Origin of the sequence: Dyella kyungheensis (genome assembly GCF_049913195.1) — a bacterium.
Classification (GTDB): domain Bacteria; phylum Pseudomonadota; class Gammaproteobacteria; order Xanthomonadales; family Rhodanobacteraceae; genus Dyella; species Dyella kyungheensis.
Genome location: NZ_CP183983.1, coordinates 2,451,082 through 2,467,852, shown reverse-complemented (window position 1 = coordinate 2,467,852; position 16,771 = coordinate 2,451,082). Strand labels below are relative to the sequence as shown.

The 16,771-nt window shown below is 63.6% G+C and carries 16 protein-coding genes; 1 reads left to right on the top strand and 15 read right to left on the bottom strand.

What is annotated here, in order from left to right; genetic code table 11:
• Positions 1–7: 7 nt before the first annotated feature.
• The 10 genes from mdcH to ACN9MB_RS10940 all read right to left on the bottom strand — a co-directional run bounded on the left by mdcH (position 8) and on the right by ACN9MB_RS10940 (position 11,992).
• Positions 8–946 (bottom strand): malonate decarboxylase subunit epsilon, encoded by a 939-nt coding sequence (mdcH, locus tag ACN9MB_RS10985; protein ID WP_426271850.1) that lies wholly within the window; start codon positions 944–946, stop codon positions 8–10.
• Positions 947–949: 3 nt separating this feature from the next.
• A complete protein-coding gene (mdcB, locus tag ACN9MB_RS10980; protein WP_426271849.1) occupies positions 950–1,780 on the bottom strand; it encodes a triphosphoribosyl-dephospho-CoA synthase MdcB in 831 nt (276 codons plus the stop codon).
• A 71-nt stretch (positions 1,781–1,851) separates the two neighbouring features.
• Entirely contained in the window at positions 1,852–2,526 is a 675-nt protein-coding gene (gene mdcG, locus ACN9MB_RS10975) for a malonate decarboxylase holo-[acyl-carrier-protein] synthase (protein WP_426271848.1), read from the bottom strand.
• Positions 2,501–3,226, bottom strand: a complete 726-nt coding sequence (gene mdcE, locus ACN9MB_RS10970) for a biotin-independent malonate decarboxylase subunit gamma (protein WP_426271847.1) — start codon at positions 3,224–3,226, stop codon at positions 2,501–2,503. The genes mdcG and mdcE overlap by 26 nt, the downstream gene beginning before the upstream one ends.
• Positions 3,213–4,160: a biotin-independent malonate decarboxylase subunit beta gene (locus tag ACN9MB_RS10965; protein ID WP_426271846.1), complete on the bottom strand. Its 948-nt coding sequence runs from the start codon at positions 4,158–4,160 to the stop codon at positions 3,213–3,215. The genes mdcE and ACN9MB_RS10965 overlap by 14 nt, the downstream gene beginning before the upstream one ends.
• The gene (gene mdcC / locus ACN9MB_RS10960; RefSeq protein ID WP_204636595.1) at positions 4,157–4,474 is read right to left on the bottom strand and encodes a malonate decarboxylase acyl carrier protein; all 318 of its coding nucleotides are present in this window, start codon (positions 4,472–4,474) and stop codon (positions 4,157–4,159) included. Before mdcC ends, ACN9MB_RS10965 begins: the two co-directional genes overlap by 4 nt.
• Positions 4,475–4,485: 11 nt before the next feature.
• Positions 4,486–6,132 (bottom strand): malonate decarboxylase subunit alpha, encoded by a 1,647-nt coding sequence (gene mdcA / locus ACN9MB_RS10955; RefSeq protein WP_204636596.1) that lies wholly within the window; start codon positions 6,130–6,132, stop codon positions 4,486–4,488.
• A gap of 240 nt (positions 6,133–6,372) precedes the next feature.
• Positions 6,373–7,506: a phosphatidylinositol-specific phospholipase C1-like protein gene (locus ACN9MB_RS10950; RefSeq protein ID WP_426271845.1), complete on the bottom strand. Its 1,134-nt coding sequence runs from the start codon at positions 7,504–7,506 to the stop codon at positions 6,373–6,375.
• 59 nt (positions 7,507–7,565) lie between these two features.
• Positions 7,566–9,821, bottom strand: a complete 2,256-nt coding sequence (locus tag ACN9MB_RS10945; RefSeq protein WP_426271844.1) for a GH92 family glycosyl hydrolase — start codon at positions 9,819–9,821, stop codon at positions 7,566–7,568.
• Between the two features lie 14 nt (positions 9,822–9,835).
• Positions 9,836–11,992: a TonB-dependent receptor gene (locus ACN9MB_RS10940; RefSeq protein ID WP_426271843.1), complete on the bottom strand. Its 2,157-nt coding sequence runs from the start codon at positions 11,990–11,992 to the stop codon at positions 9,836–9,838.
• 251 nt (positions 11,993–12,243) lie between these two features.
• On the opposite strand from ACN9MB_RS10940, the gene ACN9MB_RS10935 reads away from it, so the two are divergent.
• A complete protein-coding gene (locus ACN9MB_RS10935) occupies positions 12,244–13,017 on the top strand; it encodes a TetR/AcrR family transcriptional regulator (protein ID WP_426271842.1) in 774 nt (257 codons plus the stop codon).
• Between the two features lie 16 nt (positions 13,018–13,033).
• On the opposite strand, the gene ACN9MB_RS10930 is transcribed toward ACN9MB_RS10935, so the two are convergent.
• The 5 genes from ACN9MB_RS10930 to ACN9MB_RS10910 form a co-directional block, all read right to left on the bottom strand.
• Positions 13,034–13,948, bottom strand: a complete 915-nt coding sequence (locus ACN9MB_RS10930; RefSeq protein WP_426271841.1) for a phospholipase D-like domain-containing protein — start codon at positions 13,946–13,948, stop codon at positions 13,034–13,036.
• 6 nt (positions 13,949–13,954) lie between these two features.
• A complete protein-coding gene (locus ACN9MB_RS10925; RefSeq protein WP_426271840.1) occupies positions 13,955–14,362 on the bottom strand; it encodes a hypothetical protein in 408 nt (135 codons plus the stop codon).
• Positions 14,316–15,281: a CDP-diacylglycerol diphosphatase gene (locus ACN9MB_RS10920; protein ID WP_426271839.1), complete on the bottom strand. Its 966-nt coding sequence runs from the start codon at positions 15,279–15,281 to the stop codon at positions 14,316–14,318. The genes ACN9MB_RS10925 and ACN9MB_RS10920 overlap by 47 nt, the downstream gene beginning before the upstream one ends.
• A complete protein-coding gene (locus ACN9MB_RS10915; RefSeq protein WP_426271838.1) occupies positions 15,278–16,006 on the bottom strand; it encodes a ZIP family metal transporter in 729 nt (242 codons plus the stop codon). Before ACN9MB_RS10915 ends, ACN9MB_RS10920 begins: the two co-directional genes overlap by 4 nt.
• Positions 16,007–16,341: 335 nt before the next feature.
• On the bottom strand, positions 16,342–16,770 hold the full coding sequence (locus ACN9MB_RS10910; protein WP_204636604.1) for a DUF4259 domain-containing protein: 429 nt from the start codon (positions 16,768–16,770) through the stop codon (positions 16,342–16,344).
• Between the last annotated feature and the right edge of the window lies 1 nt (position 16,771).

The window sequence follows — 16,771 nt, the reverse complement described above, 5'->3', positions numbered from 1 at the left end:
AGAGAGCTCACGCCGATCCCATGACGCGAGTCAGCCAATCGAGCACGCCGCGGACCGAACGAAAATCGTCGAGGCTTCGCGCAGGAATCTCCGGATAAGCGCCTGCCGCCATTTCGGCGAGGGCGCGGCCGGGGCCCAGTTCCAGAAAAGCCGTGGCGCCCGCCTCCACGCAACCCGCCAGGCATTTTTCCCATTGGATGGGATGCGCTATTTGCAGGGCAAGCTTGTGAATATCGTTGCCGGCATCGAACACGGGATCGCCATCGATGCCGCTGAAGAGGCGAACCTTCGGTAGGCGCACGGTTTGAAGATGGACGTCCGCCAGGGCCCGGTCAAAAGCCGCAGCGGCGTCGGCCAGCAGATAGGTATGGGAAGGCACCTTCACGGGAATCGGCGAAACACGCAACGCGCCACGCTGGACAGCCTCGTGGGCAATGACGTCCAGCGCACTTCTTCGACCGGCGAGCACCCAGGCGTTGGCGGGATTGCAGATCGCAATGGCTGCTTCGCGCCCTGCGCACAATTGCTCGATGCTCGCCCGGTCCAGTCCGCGAATGAAGAGCATGCCTTCGTCGCCATGACTTTCCGCATCCATCAGACGAGCCCGCGTGTCGACCAGGTCGAGCGTTTCAATGGCCCCAAGCCATCCCGCCACGCCCCAGGCCGCCACTTCGCCCACGCTGTAGCCCGCCAGGCAGCGCTGGCCTGGAAGTGCGCTATCAAGCAGCGCGGCCGCGGAGAGTGCCTGCAGCGTGCAAAGCAGTTGAGCCGTGCGATTGAGGTGGAGCACATCTGGATCGGCCTGCTTCACCAGGACGCGGGGATCGCCACCGAGTTGCGCCGAGGCATGCGCAAACAACGAAGCGGCTTGCGGAGCATCGCCGGTCAAGTCGAACATGCCGGGATGCTGGCCGCCCTGTCCGGAACATAGGATGGCGAGTGCCATGCCCTACTCCCTCTCGGCAGTAGAGCGATGCAATGGGCGACGCTCCAGTTCCTTCGCGAAGACGCTCATGGCCAGAAGATCCGCGGCGCCGCCCGGGCTGAGCCGCCGCCGGACAAACGCGCGATGGATGCGTTCCGCACGTCCTTGCCACGCCGGATCGCCGACACCGCCTCGATCGAGAAAGCCCCGCGCTACGTGCTGCGCAAAGCGCAAACCCTCCGCGCCGCCGCGATGCAATAGATTGGTGTCTTCCACCGCGGCAATCAGCGAGAAACACGCCTGCACACGAGCCGCTTCATGATCGCCCGGCGCCAGGCGCTGCGCATCGTGCAGTGCAGGCAGCCCGAGCTCGTAGACACTGGGAAAACCTTGCGCCGCTTCCTGGCGCGCGCCGCCCGCGCCATAGCGTGCGCCGGCCATTTCGCCATGACTATCGGGAAGCCGTGGACCGGCAAGAATCTCCCTGCCCCATCGATGCTTCACCACGTCGCCCAACGCTTCACGCGCATCGACGAGGCCAGCCTCTCGCAGCCCTGCCGCCGCGCACAGCAAACCAACGCCGAAGATCGCGCCGCGATGTGTATTCACTCCGCCGGTGGCGGAGAGCATGGCGCGTTCGGCGCGCAAGCCGATCCTGCGAAGCGTCGTCATGGAGGCATTGTGCATGCCGGCCTCGACCAAGGCGGCAAAGTAAGGCCGCAGGGCCGATGCGCTGCGCCTGAAGGTGTCGGCGTCCATGTCGTCATGGCTACCTGTATCGACATGGCTCACCAGCCCCGGCTTGGGCCACGTTTCGATTTCCAGTATCAAACTGCGCTCGGCCCATGCGGCCACCCGCTCCTGAAACGATTGCGCAGGCGGGCGGTCAGCAACTGGAACATTCGACACTATGGACAGGCGAGCATTCATGAGGGCATTCCAATAAACGATTCCCGCTGACAGAGGATCACCTCATTCGCTGTTTTGAGGACCAGCTCAGGCGCACCGGAGTGCAGTTCGCGCCAATTCACGCCGGCGCCATCGGCACGCAGCAGTTCACCATCGATGCGTACCGGCGCGAGCGAATCGATATCGGCCAGGTCTGAAAGAAACCAGCTGATACGGTTGCGATCCGGAAGCGTCCAGACGATATCGAGATCGGAGTTAGAGCTCAGATACGTCAGACCTGTCAGCCGCTGCCATGCCAGGCTGCCGAACACACGAGCCTCCACGCCATACGCCCTTGCGTGAGTCGCCAGTTGCCACAGGCTCGGTTGCCAGGCGGCTGGTGCGGTATCGACGCATTCGGCCAATGTGGGCAACGGGGTGGTTGCAACGATGTCGCCGGCTGCCATCTGTAGGGCGATACGGCGCTTGCCTGCCGAAGGCGGCAGCGGCAAGCCCAGCGGCAGTCCACTGCCTTCGCCCGGCACGGGGCGGCGAACGATGAGCGGCCACCCGCGATCTACCCAGCCGGACAGCAACGGCTCGTTGGCCAGATCGCTACGCGAGGCGAGCCACGCGCGCCACGCAGCGGATCGAACGTGAACCAGCCGATGCCGCTGCAACAGCGGATCAGACGGAAGCGCGTGCAAGCTCATAAACACGCCTCGCGATATCGGCAGCCTTGGGACGGCCGTTGCGTTCCGCGCCGAGTTGATCGCGGTTGTCATCGCGCTCGGCCGGACGGGACAGTTGCGCCTGCAGCTGATCGGCGAGCGAGCTGGCCGGGTCCAGCGTGACCGCCACGGCGCCGGTCTGAAACAGGTTGTCCAGGCCGGGCGCAAAGACCGGTGTGGATTTGGCCTTCTCCTTCAGCACGTCGATGGACAATTTGGTTACGCGCGACATGGAGGGAAGGTCCATCACCGCCGGCTCGGCACCGGGCAGCGCGAGCAAGGTGCGGGTGGCCAGCGCCGTGGCAATGAATGCTCCCGCTGCTGTATGGCCATAGAGCAGACCGACCGTGCGGTGTCCCAGCTTGTCGGCGAGGATCAGGCACTTCGCCAGATGCGCCAGGAACTCGTTGATGCCCAGCAACTCGTCGCGCTTGCTCATGCGTTGGCTGCCGCTGTCGATCAACACCAGGATCGGCTCGTTGCCGCCCGACTTGATGACTTCGATGACGTTGCCCGCGAGTTGGGCAGCCTCTTCCACACCGACCGGCGTTTGACCCTCTACGCCAATCACGGCGATCGCCCCGCCATCCGGGAGGCGACCCTGCCCGGCGATCAGGCCACGCTCGCGAACGACGTCGTGGCCAGCGGGAAACAGCGATGCAAAAATCTTATCGAGCGTCATGACGAGGCTCCTGAAGGCGATCGGCGAGTGCAACGAATGCTTCGTAGGACAGGGCGGGGATGGTTTCCGGCTCGCTGGCGCCCAATGAACGCCAGATATCGAGCGCGTCCGCGCAGTCGCCGAAGTCGTGGATACGCTGTGCAAGGCGAGCCTGCTCCGCTTCCAGCGTGTCGAGCGTTGGCGCGGGGGCAAGCTCGATGAGATAGCGGGCGGCGTTGCGGAAGCTTTCGATGGTGTCGTCGGCAAACACTTCCGCGCCGCCGATCAGGCGTCGATGCTTGCCGCCCATGGTGCGCCATACCAAGGCACGATCCTTGGAGTCGAACTCCTCGACCCCGCGATTGGTTTCGATGACTTCGGGACCGGAAACGCTGATGCGCCCCTGTTCCGACACCGCCAAGGCCGAGCAGCTGCCGGCGATCAATCCGCCGCCGCCGTAGCATCCCGAGCGACCGCCCACCAGGCCCACCACCGGCACGCCGGCGAAGCGCGCTTCCATCAAGGCGCGCATGATCTCGGCAATCGCCAGTTCACCGGCGTTCGCTTCCTGCAGGCGCACACCGCCGGTGTCGAACAGGATAAGCACCGGCATCGAAGCCATATCGCGGGCGGCGCGCAACAGCCCCGTCAACTTGGCGCCATGCACTTCGCCAAATGCGCCGCCCATGAAACGGCCTTCCTGCGCGGCGACCAGCACGGGCGCACCGTCGATCCGGCCGAGCCCCACGACCATGCCGTCGTCGAACTGCTCGGGCAGATCGAACAGCGCCAGGTGCGGGCTCATCTCGCGCATTTCCGGGCCGATGAATTCCACGAAGCTGTTCGCGTCGAGAAGACCTTCCACGCGCTGCCTGGCTGAGGCCTCGTACCAGCTGTTGGCCGAGACAAGGGGCTGGCGCTCGACCTTTGCATTGTCCAGCGTGACCGTACTCATGTGCGCTCTCCTTCCATCGCGCTCACGGCCTGAGCCAGGCGAAGCGCCACCGTGTCGGGCCGCGCACCGCCGTCGTTGATGGAGAGCTTCAGCCCTCCCGGCGAGCGGCGTTCGACGAAGTCGGCAATCACGGCCTGCCACACCTCGCCGAAACCTTCCGCGGCGGTGCGAATGTCCACCTCGCACTCCCCGTCGGGAAGGATGCGTTCGACCAACACTTCAAGATTTCCGGAGGCCACTACGCCGACGATGGCCTGGCGCCTCGTGCCCTTTGCGCGCTGCTGCGCCTTGTTGCGGTAGTTGAGTGTTTCCACGATGGGTCTCCTCACCAATTTCGGAATTTGGACGGCGGTGCGTACAAATGGCCGGACCACTGCACCAGGTCCTTGATCGAGCGAGCTGCGAGCCAGCGGCGATCGGCGTCCAGCGGATCGATGCCCAGATCTTCCGGGCGCCGAATCACGCCGCGCTCCCTCAGCTGCTGCACCAGCTTCTTGTCGCGCGCCCGTCCTACGTCGGTATAGCCGGCGACGCCGCGAATGGCGTGTTCCCTCTCGTCGTTGCTTCGGCACAGCAAGAGGTTGGCAATGCCCTCCTCGGTAACGATATGGGTCACATCGTCGCCATAGACCATCACGGGCGCCAGTTCCAGGTCGAGCTTCGAGGCCAGTTTCAAGGCGTCCAGTTGTTCCACGAACATCGGTGCGTTCTTCTCGCCGAAGGTCTCGCCAATCTGTACGACCAGCTTTCGTCCCCGACGCAACGGCGCGGGACTATCGGGATCGGCCTCCTTGCCCGCCAGCAACCAGGGCTGGCTGGGATGGCGCCGGCCGCGCGCATCGCTGCCCATGTTGGGAGCGCCACCAAAACCCGCCACGCGGTCGGCGGTGACCGTGGATGAATTGCCATGCAGGTCGATCTGCAAGGTGGAGCCGATGAACATGTCGCAGGCATACAGGCCGGCGGTCTGGCTCATGGCGCGATTGGAGCGCAAGGAACCGTCGGGACCGGTGAAGAACACGTCGGGCCGCGCCTGGATATAGGCGTCCATACCCACTTCCGAACCAAAGCTGTGGATCTGCTGCACCCAGCCCGATTCGATCGCGGGGATCAAGGTGGGATGCGGATTGAGCGCCCAATGGCTGGCCACTTTGCCTTTCAATCCCAGGCGTTCGCCGTAGGTGGGCAGCAACAGCTCGATGGCCGCCGTGTTGAAGCCGATGCCGTGATTGAGGCGCTGCACGCCATAAGGCGCGTAAATGCCCTTGATGGCCAGCATGGCGGTAAGGATTTGCGTTTCGGTGATGGCCCCGGGATCTCGCGTGAACAGTGGCTCGACGTAGAACGGCTTGCCGCTTTCGATGACAAAGTTCACCCAGTCGCCCGGGATATCGACGCGAGGCAGCTTGTCGACAATCTCGTTGACTTGCGCAATGACGATGCCGTCCTTGAACGCGGTGGCCTCGACGATGGCTGGCGTGTCCTCGGTGTTGGGTCCCGTGTAGAGATTGCCCTCGCGATCCGCGCTGACCGCGGCAATCAACGCCACCTGGGGCGTGAGGTCGACGTAATAACGTGCGAACAGCTCCAGGTACGTGTGTACCGCGCCCAGCTCGATCTTGCCGCCAAACAGCAGTTTGGCGATGCGCTGGGACTGCGGCCCCGAATACGCATAGTCGAGGCGCCTGGCGATGCCCAGCTCGAAGAGGTCCAGGTGCTCGGGAAGCACCACGCCCGATTGCACCATATGCAGGTCATGGATCCTGTTCTTGTCGACCGCAGCCAACGCGCTGGCCAGGAGATCGGCCTGCTTCTGGTTGTCGCCTTCAAGACATACCCGGTCGCCCGGCCGGATGACCGCCTCGAGCAGGGCCGTGGCGTCCGCCTTTGCCACGCGCTTGCCCTGCGCGTAGGCCGCTCCCGCACGTATCCTTTCATCACGCAGACGCTGCGCGCTGTTCCAAACGGTCATACCCAATCCTCCGCGTATCTCAGTCAGACCTTTTCCGCCGACAAGCGAGAGCATCCGGATTCGCGGTCAGAAGGCCGCTGTGCCATGCCTCGTACTCGATGGAAAGATCCTAACGCGCGGAACGACGTGGATTTATGAAGTTATCAGAGGGGATTCAGAGGAATCCCCGATGAGACCGGAGGCAAGTGCAGCAGCGCCATGCGGTGGCCCGTCGGATCGGCGACGGGCCACCTGGCCAACTCAATGGCTGGCCAGCTTCTCCAGCGTCTTGCCCTTGCAGGCATCCGCCGCGAGCACGGGGTTGCAACGGGCGGCGACGCCACCGGGCAAGCCCACCTGATAACCATGATCGGACGGCTCGTTCACGGGATAGTCGGTGCTGATCATCTGCGCGCCGCTGTTGATGATGGCGTCGCGGCGGGTGCCGTCGTTGCGCTTGCCCTGCCCTTGCTCGGGATCGTCCGAACGCGTGCGCACCAGGTAGCCGCGATGCACCAGTTCGTCGATCTGCGCCGCGCTGCACTCGTTGCATTCGGTGAAGGCTGCGTCCGGCGCGCCCGGTGTGGCATTGGTGAAGATCAGTCGATCCTTCAGCACCGGATGCCCTTCGAGATAGACGGGCTCCGCTTTGCGCTGGTCGAGCAGGAACACCACTTTGCCGCGTGCCTTGGTCAGGGTCGGCCAGCCGCCTTCGCGTACGGCTTCATCGAGCGTGGCATGACTGCCGCGCACCTGGTCGGGCGTGATGATTTCGTCGGGTGCGAAGACAGAGGCGATCTCCTTGTCCAACGCATCGAACACCGCGGGCGTGAACGGATCCGGCGTGACGCTGGGAATCTTCGCCTGCAAGGCGCCCTCTTTCGTTTCGACCAGGATGAAGATCGGCACGTGGCCCGGATGTGCCTTCGACCATGCGCGCACTTCGGTCAGGCAGGCGGTGAATGGCTGGCAGGTGCTGCGCTGGTCGATGTCCTGGATATGCATCACCTTGAAACCCGGCTGGTCGAACACGCCCGGCGCCGCCAGCGGCGGATCGTCCGGCAGGCCGGCCAGGTCGATCATGTGCGAGATCGACGGATGCGCGTACTTGCCGCCCTTGGGATCGGCGAACACGTCCAGCTCGATCTGGCGCACGCCGTCGTCCAGCTGTTTGGTCAACGCCGGATGGCTGTAGTCGATGGCGGCGAGCGCCTGCGGTGCTTCCAGTTGCATCAGACGCGTGGCGCTGGGGGCAAAGCCCATGTGGTAGCTGTTGTGGGTGCCGATGACCTGGATCTGGTTGATGCGCAGCGCATCGTCGGCTACCGCCGGCGACACCAGCGCAACCGCGGTCAACGCAAATAGCGACCATGAAATGGAATGACGGAGAAGCATGGCGAACATCCTGGAATCGTGGGGAGAACGCGCCGGACCTGCCGGCGCGATGCAGGGAATCAACGCTTGGCCGTGCAGAGCGCAAAGCCGGGATCGGACAGCGACGGCGGCGGTGTCGTGGTGCCCCAGCGCGACGGTGTCGGTCCCATCACCAGCTTCAGCGTACCGCCCTTGGCGATCTGGCCGTGGCGGAACCATGCGTTGTCCAGAGGCTGGCCATTGAGCGTGGCCGACTGGATGTAGCGATTGACGCTGTGCCCGTCGAGGTTGTCCGCGACGATGGTGAAGGTGTGGCCGCCACCGAGATCGATGTCCACGCGCGGATACGACGGCGTGCCGATCAGGTACACGTCTTGCCCTGCGTTCGGATAGAAGCCCATCGACTGGAACGCATACCAGCTGGACATCGCACCGGAATCGTCATTGCCCGGAATACCGTCGCGCGAATCCTTGAAGGCCTTGTGCAGATAGGTCAGCAGACGATCCGCCGTGCGGTCCGGGCGGCCAGCCCACAGGTACAGATCGGGAATCAGGAAGCCCGGCTCGTTGGTGATGTCGAAATGCAGGCCGTCGAACAAGGCGTCCAGCCGCTTCACGAAGGCCTCGTTGCCGCCGGACAGTTGCACCAGCTTGCGACCGTCCTGCGGCGCGTAGAGCGAGTACGTCCACAGGTCGCCTTCATAGTAGAAATCCGGCCAGGTGCCGCGACGCACCAGGTATTGCGGCGCCCAGCTCCCATCCGCGTTGCGCGGGCGCAGGAACCCGGTGATGCCCTCCTGCTGCCACGAGGCATCCCACAGGTTCGCCCAGTTGCCAGCATGTGCCTTGTACAGCTCGGCGTCCTTCGCATGGCCGAGACCGCAGGCCACTTCGGCAATGCCGAAATCGTCATAGGCGTACTCGACGGTGCGCGAGCCGGCGCGTTCGGTCGGCTGCGCGATGTACCCGAGCTTGTTGTACGACTCCAGGCCGCCGCGACCTTCCTTGCGCGCGTCGGCGGGCGGCACCTGGGCATCCTTCTCCATCGCCTTCAGCGCCGTGGCGTAGTCGATGCCGCCCAGTCCTTTCACATAGGCATCGGCCACCAGCACGTCGGCATTGCTGCCACCCTGCGTGCGGCCGTTGTCGTTGCCCACGCGTGCATCAGGCATGTAACCGGCGTGGCGATAGGTGTCGATCAGCGAACGCAGGATATCGCGCTGGCGATCCGGTGCAATCAGGATCAACAGCGGCGCATCGCTGCGGAAGGTATCCCAGATCGCCTGGAAGTCGTCGTAATACGGTTCCTTCGAGGACCACTTCGGATTCTCGCCGGTGTGGTCCGACGGCATCATCATGGTGTGGTACAGCGCGGTGTAGAACTGGCGGCGCTGCGTTTCCGTGGCGCCACCGATCTCGATGCGGCCCAGTGCCTTGTTCCACTGCGCTACGGCAGCGGCACGCACGTCGTCGAAGCGCCAGTCACGCACTTCCTCGGTCGCGTTGCGATGCGCCTGCTGTGCGCTGACAAAGGAAATGCCCACCTTGGCCTGGATCGTCTGCCCTGCCGTGACGCGATAATCCAGCGATCCACCCAGCGGGCGATCGGTGTCGGTGCTGGCTTTCGGCGTCGCGCTCAAGGTGTCGCCCAGCCACGTCTGTGCGCCTTGCGACGGCGTGTCGGTGATCAGGTCGAAATACACGTCGTACTCGCCGCCTTCGTTCCAGCCGCCGATATAGCGGCCCACGCCGACGATCTCATTGGGTGAGACCACCGACATCTCGCCACCGAGGAAGCGCTGCGTTTCCTCGCCCGTTCCCTTCTCCAGCAGATCCAGGTCCAGCGTGATGTGCGCGTCGCCGGCCTGCGCGAAGGTGTAGCGATGCATGCCCACGCGACGCGTCGCGGCCAGCTCGGCCTTGACGCCGTAGCGGTCCAGGTTGACCGCGTAATAGCCGGCGTTCGCCTGCTCGCCGCTGCGTGGCGAATGGATGTCCTTGGGATTGAGCGTGCCGGTCACCGGCGCCACGCGGATGTTGTCGTATTTGCCGCCGCCACCGCTCAGATGCAGATGGCTGAAGCCGCGGATATCGCCCTCGCTCTGGAAGCCCTTGCGGGCGCCGAAGCCACGGATGTCGGGTCCCAGCTTGACCATGCCGAACGGCGTGGTGGCGCCGACGAATACCTCGCCGTACCAGTCCTCGCCGATCAGGGGATCGACGTCCGCCGCATGCTCGGCGGCCAGTGCGGGAAGCGCGGGAACAAGTGTGGCCAGGCCAAAGGTGGCCACGCGCAAGGCCTTGCGCAGAGATGGGTAGCGTTTCATCAGGATCATGTCGACTGTCTTCTTCAGAACGTATAGGTCATCTGGACCGTGTAATTGCGTCCGGACAGGTAATAGAACGTCGGGTTGGTCGCCGCGCCGTTGCCTTGGATGACGCTGCGATGGTCGAACAGGTTATTCAATGAAAGTTGCAGTCTTAGATCAGGCATGAACCGGTAACCGAGATTCAGGTTCGTATAGTTGTACGCCGGCAGCCGCGCGTTCGGGTTGTAGTTGGCACCGCTGGTCTCGCCGGTGGCCGTGTAACGTGCGCCCACGTACTTGGTCAGGAACGAACCGTAGAACTGGCCGCGGTCGTAGATGAAGCCAACGTCGGCGGTGGAGCTGGGCGCGTTGGCAATCTGCAGGCCCGTGGTCTTCGAATACGCGCTGTTGAGGCTGCCATTGGCGGTAAAGCTGAAGCCCGAATGGCCGAGCACACGCGTGAACTCGGCCTCGATGCCCTTGTAGATCACGCCGCCCTGGTTGAAATACACGCTGATCAGCGAACCGCCCGGACCGATCGGTTCTTCCACGCTGTTCACCAGGTTGCCGAAGTCGATGTAGTAGACGTCGATGTCGGCGACGGTCTGCTCCGTCTTCCAAACCAGGCCAGCCTGATAATTCTTGGTCGTCTGCGGCTGGACCTGGCTGCCATCGCCCTGCAGGATCGTCACCTTCGGCGCCTGGAAACCCTCCGCCCACTGCGCATAGCCGGCGAGATTGGGACTGAAGCGATAGTTGACTGCCACCGCGCCCAGGTTGGTGCTGAAGTGGCCGCTGCCGCCTACCGGCAGGAAGTTGGACACGCCATCCAGCGTGCGGTCGAAGTCCACGTGCTTGAGGCCCGGCACGATGCTCAGGTTCTCCACCGGCCGCCATTCCACTTCCACGTAGCTCTGCGTGGTATTGGAGTGCGCATTGGTGTCGATGATCTGGTCGTTCGGCGTGCCGGCCAGCGTGCGCGGCGTCATGGTGGAAAGATCCACCGTCACCTCGTGCTGGCTCTGGTACGCGCGCTCCGCCCAGATGCCTGCACGCAAGGTGCTGTCGAGCCAGCCGGTACCCAGGTCCTTCTCCGCACGCAGCATGTCGCCCCAGGCGCGATAGGCGCTGTGGTTGACCGCGCCCGGCACGCCGCCGTGCGGCAGCAAGGCCTGGTTGGGCGTGTTGCCCAACAGGTCCACGCCGCCCGGGCCGCCATCGCGCAGGCTGTACGTGTAGAGCTTGTTGTCCAGGCGCCAGCTGTTGTAGTCGCCATGCAGCTGCAGGTATTCGAAATCCGCGTGGCGATCGTCCACGTTGTACTTGTAGAAACCCTGCGTGTCGGGATCATCGGTCAGGCCGCCGAAATCGATGCCGTAGCGATCGGTCTGCTTGCGCGGCTGTGCGGTGAAGGTGTTCCAGTTGACCTTGTTGTAATCGGCGACCAGGGTGAGCGTGGTGTGCTCGCCCAGCGGCTGCTTGATCTTGAACAGCACGTTGTCCTGCTTCAGGCCGGCGTTGTCGAGCAGGCCGTCCGTTTCCAGATGGCTGTAGTTCACCGACGCCTGCGTGCCGAGGTTGCCGAACGTGCCGGTGTTGCCCTCGCCCGCCACCTGCCAGGTGTTGCCGCTGCCGTACATGGTCGAGAGCTGGCCGGAGGGTTTGTCCGTGGTGGGTGCCGAGTACAGCGCCACCGTGCCGCCGAAGGTTGCATTGCCAAGATTGCTGGCCGTGCCGGGGCCGCGATCCACCACCACTTCACCGAGCGATGGCGCAGGAAAGAACGCCGTGGTCGCATGACCGAACGCGCCCGGGTCGCCGAACGGAATGCCGTCGAAGCTGACGTCGTACTCACCATCCTGGAAACCGCGCACCGTGCCGCTCTTGCTGGAGAAGCCCGCACCATTGGGTGACGCGTTGATCGCTGAGGGCGTGAGTTCGAGCAACGCGAGGTAATCGTCCTTCGGCGAGGCGATGGTCTGGATGTAGTTGCGGTTGAGGATGGATTGCGGCTCCAGTTCCGACAGGCTCGCCTGCGAGGGCGCCAGGGCGGATGCCGTACCCGGTGGCGCTGCATTGGGATCGTCGACTGCGGCCGACACTGAAATGCCTTGCAGATTGCGCGCGTCCTGTGCGGCCACGCCGCAGGCGGCGGCCAGGGCAGCCACTCCCAGGCCGAGACGGATTGCTTGACGCATGAACGACAGACTCCTTTGTTGGCACGCAGTCACCCGCCACGGAGCCGTGCTGGCCCGGGGATCGTGTCGGAGCGGCTGAAATGTGCGACGATGGGAAAGAGTAGTGAAAACTATCTTTCTGTCATGACAACAAGTTGACGCTCGTGTGGCGAGGCCACCGGCACGACATCAGCACCGGCATGCGTGCGAGCAATGAAGGCTGCTAATGTCGCCGCTCGCGTCGCCATCCGTTCGACCAACAAGGAACACGCATGAGTACCGGCAAGGCAGCCAAGAAAACCGCTGCGCGCGCGGCAAAGATCAACCTGGACACCAAGCAGCAACCGGTGCAGCAGCGCTCGGTGGAAACGTTCGAGTTGATCCTCGAGGTCACCGCGCAACTGCTCGGCGACGTGGGCGTCGAACGGCTGTCCACCAACATGGTGTGCGAAAAAGCGGGCATCAGTCCGCCGGCGCTGTACCGCTACTTCCCCAACAAATACGCCATCCTCAAGGAACTCGGCGAACGCCTGATGGCGTGCCAGAACCGCGCCTATCGCGAGTGGCTGGAAGCGGAGCGACAACTGGATTACGACGGCTCGCGCGACGCCACCACGCGCGGCCTGCGCGACATGCAGTCGCGCATCAACGCCGCCACCATGGCCTTCCCGGGCTCGGCGTGGATCATGCGCGCCTTGCGTGCGGTGCCCACGCTGCGACACATCCGCCTGGATTCGCACGAGTCCGTCACCGAGACCAGCTACGACGCCTTGCGCGGCCGTTATCCGCATGCGGACGAAGCCGCGCTGCGCCTCTCCATGCGCCTGTCCACCGAAGTGATGTACGCCGCGACGGAAATGGTCATCGACAATCCGCAACTCGACGGCAACCTTATCAATGCCGAAGTGGCCGACATGGTCGTACGCTACTACGACAAGTTCGTGGAGAACGAGGAAGCCTACGCGGGTACGCTGAAGAAGCGAGCGGCACCGAAGAAGCAGGTCACGAAGAAGACGGGTGCCGCGCGCAAGACGCAGCAACGCTGATCGCGCCCATCGCCGTTCAATGGGTTCGTGGTGACGCGTAGCTCTGGCCGGGGACGATCGTCGTCACGTAACCGCCATTCCAGTCGCGATCAAAAATCGACGACAAGGTGCCGGCCGCCGACTTTCCATTTACGCGCACCGACACATCCACGGTGGTATGGAAGTAGCTCCACTCCCAGTTGCCGGTGCCCACGAACGACTGGTCGTCATCCGCCACGGCATACTTGGCGTGCTCGACTCTCGCGTAAGGGATGAATCCGCTCGGCGACGGCGGGACGCGGCTGAACTTCACCGTGATGTTGGGCAGTGACGCCAGGCTTTTCAGGTAAGACTGCGCAGGCTCAGTGAGCGACCAGTCGCCGACGATGATACGGACGTCCACACCCCGGGCGGCTGCGTCGCGAATGGCCGTATCCAGGTTGGACCACCAGCCTTTGGCGCCATATTGCTTGATCGCCGACAGCGTCATGACCTGGACGCGCAAGACATGCTGACTCGCGCCGATCATATGGATCAACGCACCCTCTTCGCTGCTAACCCATGCAGGCATCAATGACGACGGGCTGAAAGCGGGGAAAGCCGTGATCGATGAAGAACCGCCATCTTTTAGGACGACCGGGTTGTCTTCGGTCACTGGCGTGAAGTCCGGTGATGCCTGGGCCGCCTGGGCTGCCTTGGGCAAATCCGGATGGCCGGCCAATTGCCAGTCGAATTCAAAGGATGCTTCCACGGTTTTCGCAAAGCGCTCATTGCGGATGCGCGCCCCTATCTCGTGGATCTGTTCAAGCGCCCGCCAGTCCCAGTTCTGGCTGCCGATGAACACGGTCTCGTCGTCGACCACCATGTACTTGGCGTGCAGCACGCCACCGGTCAATTCGTCCACGGGCAGCACGCGGATCGTGATACCGGGCACTTGCCGCAGCCGGTCCACGCCCTCCTAGTTGTTCTTGAGAAACGTGTGATCCACCAGCACCCGCACGGCGACACCTGCGGCGGCGCGTTCGGCCAGCGCATCCAATACGGGCGAAAGCGCCCCGCCGCCCGGCTTGTCTGCAATGTAGAACGCAGCCACATCGATGCTCTTGTGGGCCGAGCGGATCATCTGCAGCCAGACGGCCTGCGTACGCGGCACGCCGGGTTCGCCATAGAACGTTGCCTCCGGCACGCTTTCGACGATCTGAAAGTCGGCTTCGGGAGAACGCGGAACCGGTTTGGCGGCAACGATCGACAACGAAGAGAGTCCCACGCCGATGCATGTGCAGATCAGCTTGAGAGCGATCGACCCAAGGCTTAGTGCCTCAGGGCGGACCCAGGAGAATGGCTTCTTTGCTTGAGACTGTTTCATGCGGGGACTCGTGATGCCTCGTGGGAAGCGGAATGACGGTATCGGCGTGAAAAGATTCACCGGCAATCGCGCATTGGTGATCTTCCAATTCCTCGGCGCTGCCGCGGTTGCCCGGGTTGAAGGTCGCCTTGGTGCTGAGCAGGATGAATCCCGGACGGCCATCCGGCGCCCGCGCGCCGACGACGGCAAGGCCATGGAGATCCATGGCGTCGCCAGCCGGCAGCACTGCCGCCAAGGACTTGAACGGGTCGACGGACAACGATGCGCCGTCCACCCATCGGGCGTCATAGGCATGCCCAAAAGGAGGCAGCGGCTCAGCCAGCCTCTGCCACTGGTTGCCCAAGCCGGGAAGCAGGCGTTGCAGAACCCGGTGCACATCCGTCCGCACGCAATCGATATGGATGTGAAGTTGATCCTGCGATCTTCCGTAGCGGGAATTCACGGCGAGCATCAGCTGGTCGCGCGCACGGGGGCCGTGCAATGCCGCTTCCACATATGACCTCGCCGCCCAGGCGCGCGCGAAGTAGTTCGGCGAGCGCGCCGTCTGAAGCACCGGATCTTCCACGCCGCTGATGCGGTCAAGGGGTATCACCAGATACTGATAGCGTCCGATCTGATCCTTCAGGATGGCGTAGCCGTCATGGGCTCCCTGCCCGGGAACTTCGGTGCAAGGCGATGGCGGATGGGCGCCGGCAATCGTTGCCGGTGCGCAGACTCGACCTACCCTCTTCCACAGCGCATTTCGGTCTTTGATGCCGTCCGGTGCTCGCAACGGGTTATCGGCGGGGATTTCCTGCGACAGGCTTGCCAGGGCCAGAGTGAGGCCAACGAAGCACAGTAGTCGCTTCCACGGCCGGCGCATCACCGAACGGATGGCCGCGCTCTTTTTGGCCGTCCGTATGAAGCCTTCGTCTGTCATGACTGTTCGCCCCGGGCCAAGAGCCACATGGACACGACGCCAGTGGCAATACCAATGGCTGGCGCCCACCGCGCACTTCCGGCGGCCTTGAGCCAGGCCGCGGGAAGGATGTCCGCCAGGGCGACGTACAGGATGGAGCCCGCGGCAAACGCCGCCGTCAATGCGGCCGATTTCTCCGACGGCAACGTCGCTGCCACGGCGAGTGCTCCGGCAGGCACGGCAATGGCCATGGCGAGCGACAGAAAGAACGCGCGCCGCGGATCGTAGCCGTTGGAAACCAGCACGCCGGCGCTGGCGATCTCGCGGGGAATCTCGTGGATCGCAATGGCCGCAAGCGCCGCATATCCCGCCGGACGACTTGCCAGGAACGCGCCAGCCAGGATGATTCCGTCGACCGAATGGTGAATGAAATCACTGGTAAGCGTCATCCGTGCGGCCGGCGCGATCACGCCTCCATCGATGCGGTGCGCGCGCACTACGTTTTCGACAAAAGCGAGAAACGTTGCGCCAACGACAAAGGCGAGCATGATCTCGCTCAGGTCGTCGTGTGACCCCAACGCGTGCGGCAAGAGATGCAAAAGGCTGTCGCCGACAAGCAAACCTACCGCCACCGCCTGGAGCCATGGCAGCCAGCGAGTCCGGATGCCACCGGGCATCCAGACAACGACACGCGAGAACAAGGATGTCGCCCCGAGGATGAGGGACGACAGGAAGATTTCGATCACACGAGCATGCACTGATACGTCCTAATGAGCCGTTGCTTGACGACATCAATGTCCATGAACGCGGCGGTGCTTAGCAGGGCGTCCACTTCTCGTTTCCATCGCCGTCAGCTTGTTATGTTATGTTATAACATAATGATGCAGCGCAAGGACGACGGATGCAGCCCTGCCGGAAGTCATGGCACATCTAGAACGACAAGGGCGATCGCGCGTCACGCGACGAGACCGCGGCGCAAACTCCTGCGCTGCTCGTGATAACGAGTGGCTCGATATCGGCGCCTCTAGCTATAAAGGCGCAGCGGGCTTTCATGTCTTGGCTCGCGTGGCCGCTTTACGGGTCATTGGCCAGAGCTGTTTTGCTTGAGACCTCTCGCCAACGACTCGACATTGCCAATCCAGGCGGAGAGCAAATCGGCGTCCTCTTCCCACAGCTCCCTTAGCTCGCTGGACTTGCCGCATACCCGCAAACAGGCCTTCGAACCAAGCTCGGCCAGGGCGGCGAAGTCAAGTGCGGCCAGTCCCTCGCGCCAGGCTACCCGGGCCTCGGTTTCGTCGTCGTCCAACGGTTGCCCGTTCTTCGCCGACAGGATGACGGCTGCGGAAGCAAGCACGGCCTGGCCTGCGTCGTATTCCACGTAATCGGCGGCAAGCGCGGCCTCGAACGCTTTGCGCATGACGACCCGTGGGTCGGCCCGCGGAATCAGCTGTTCCTCGAGGAAATCCAACGCGGTGTCGTCGTCAAAGACTCTTGCACCCCAAGCACCCATC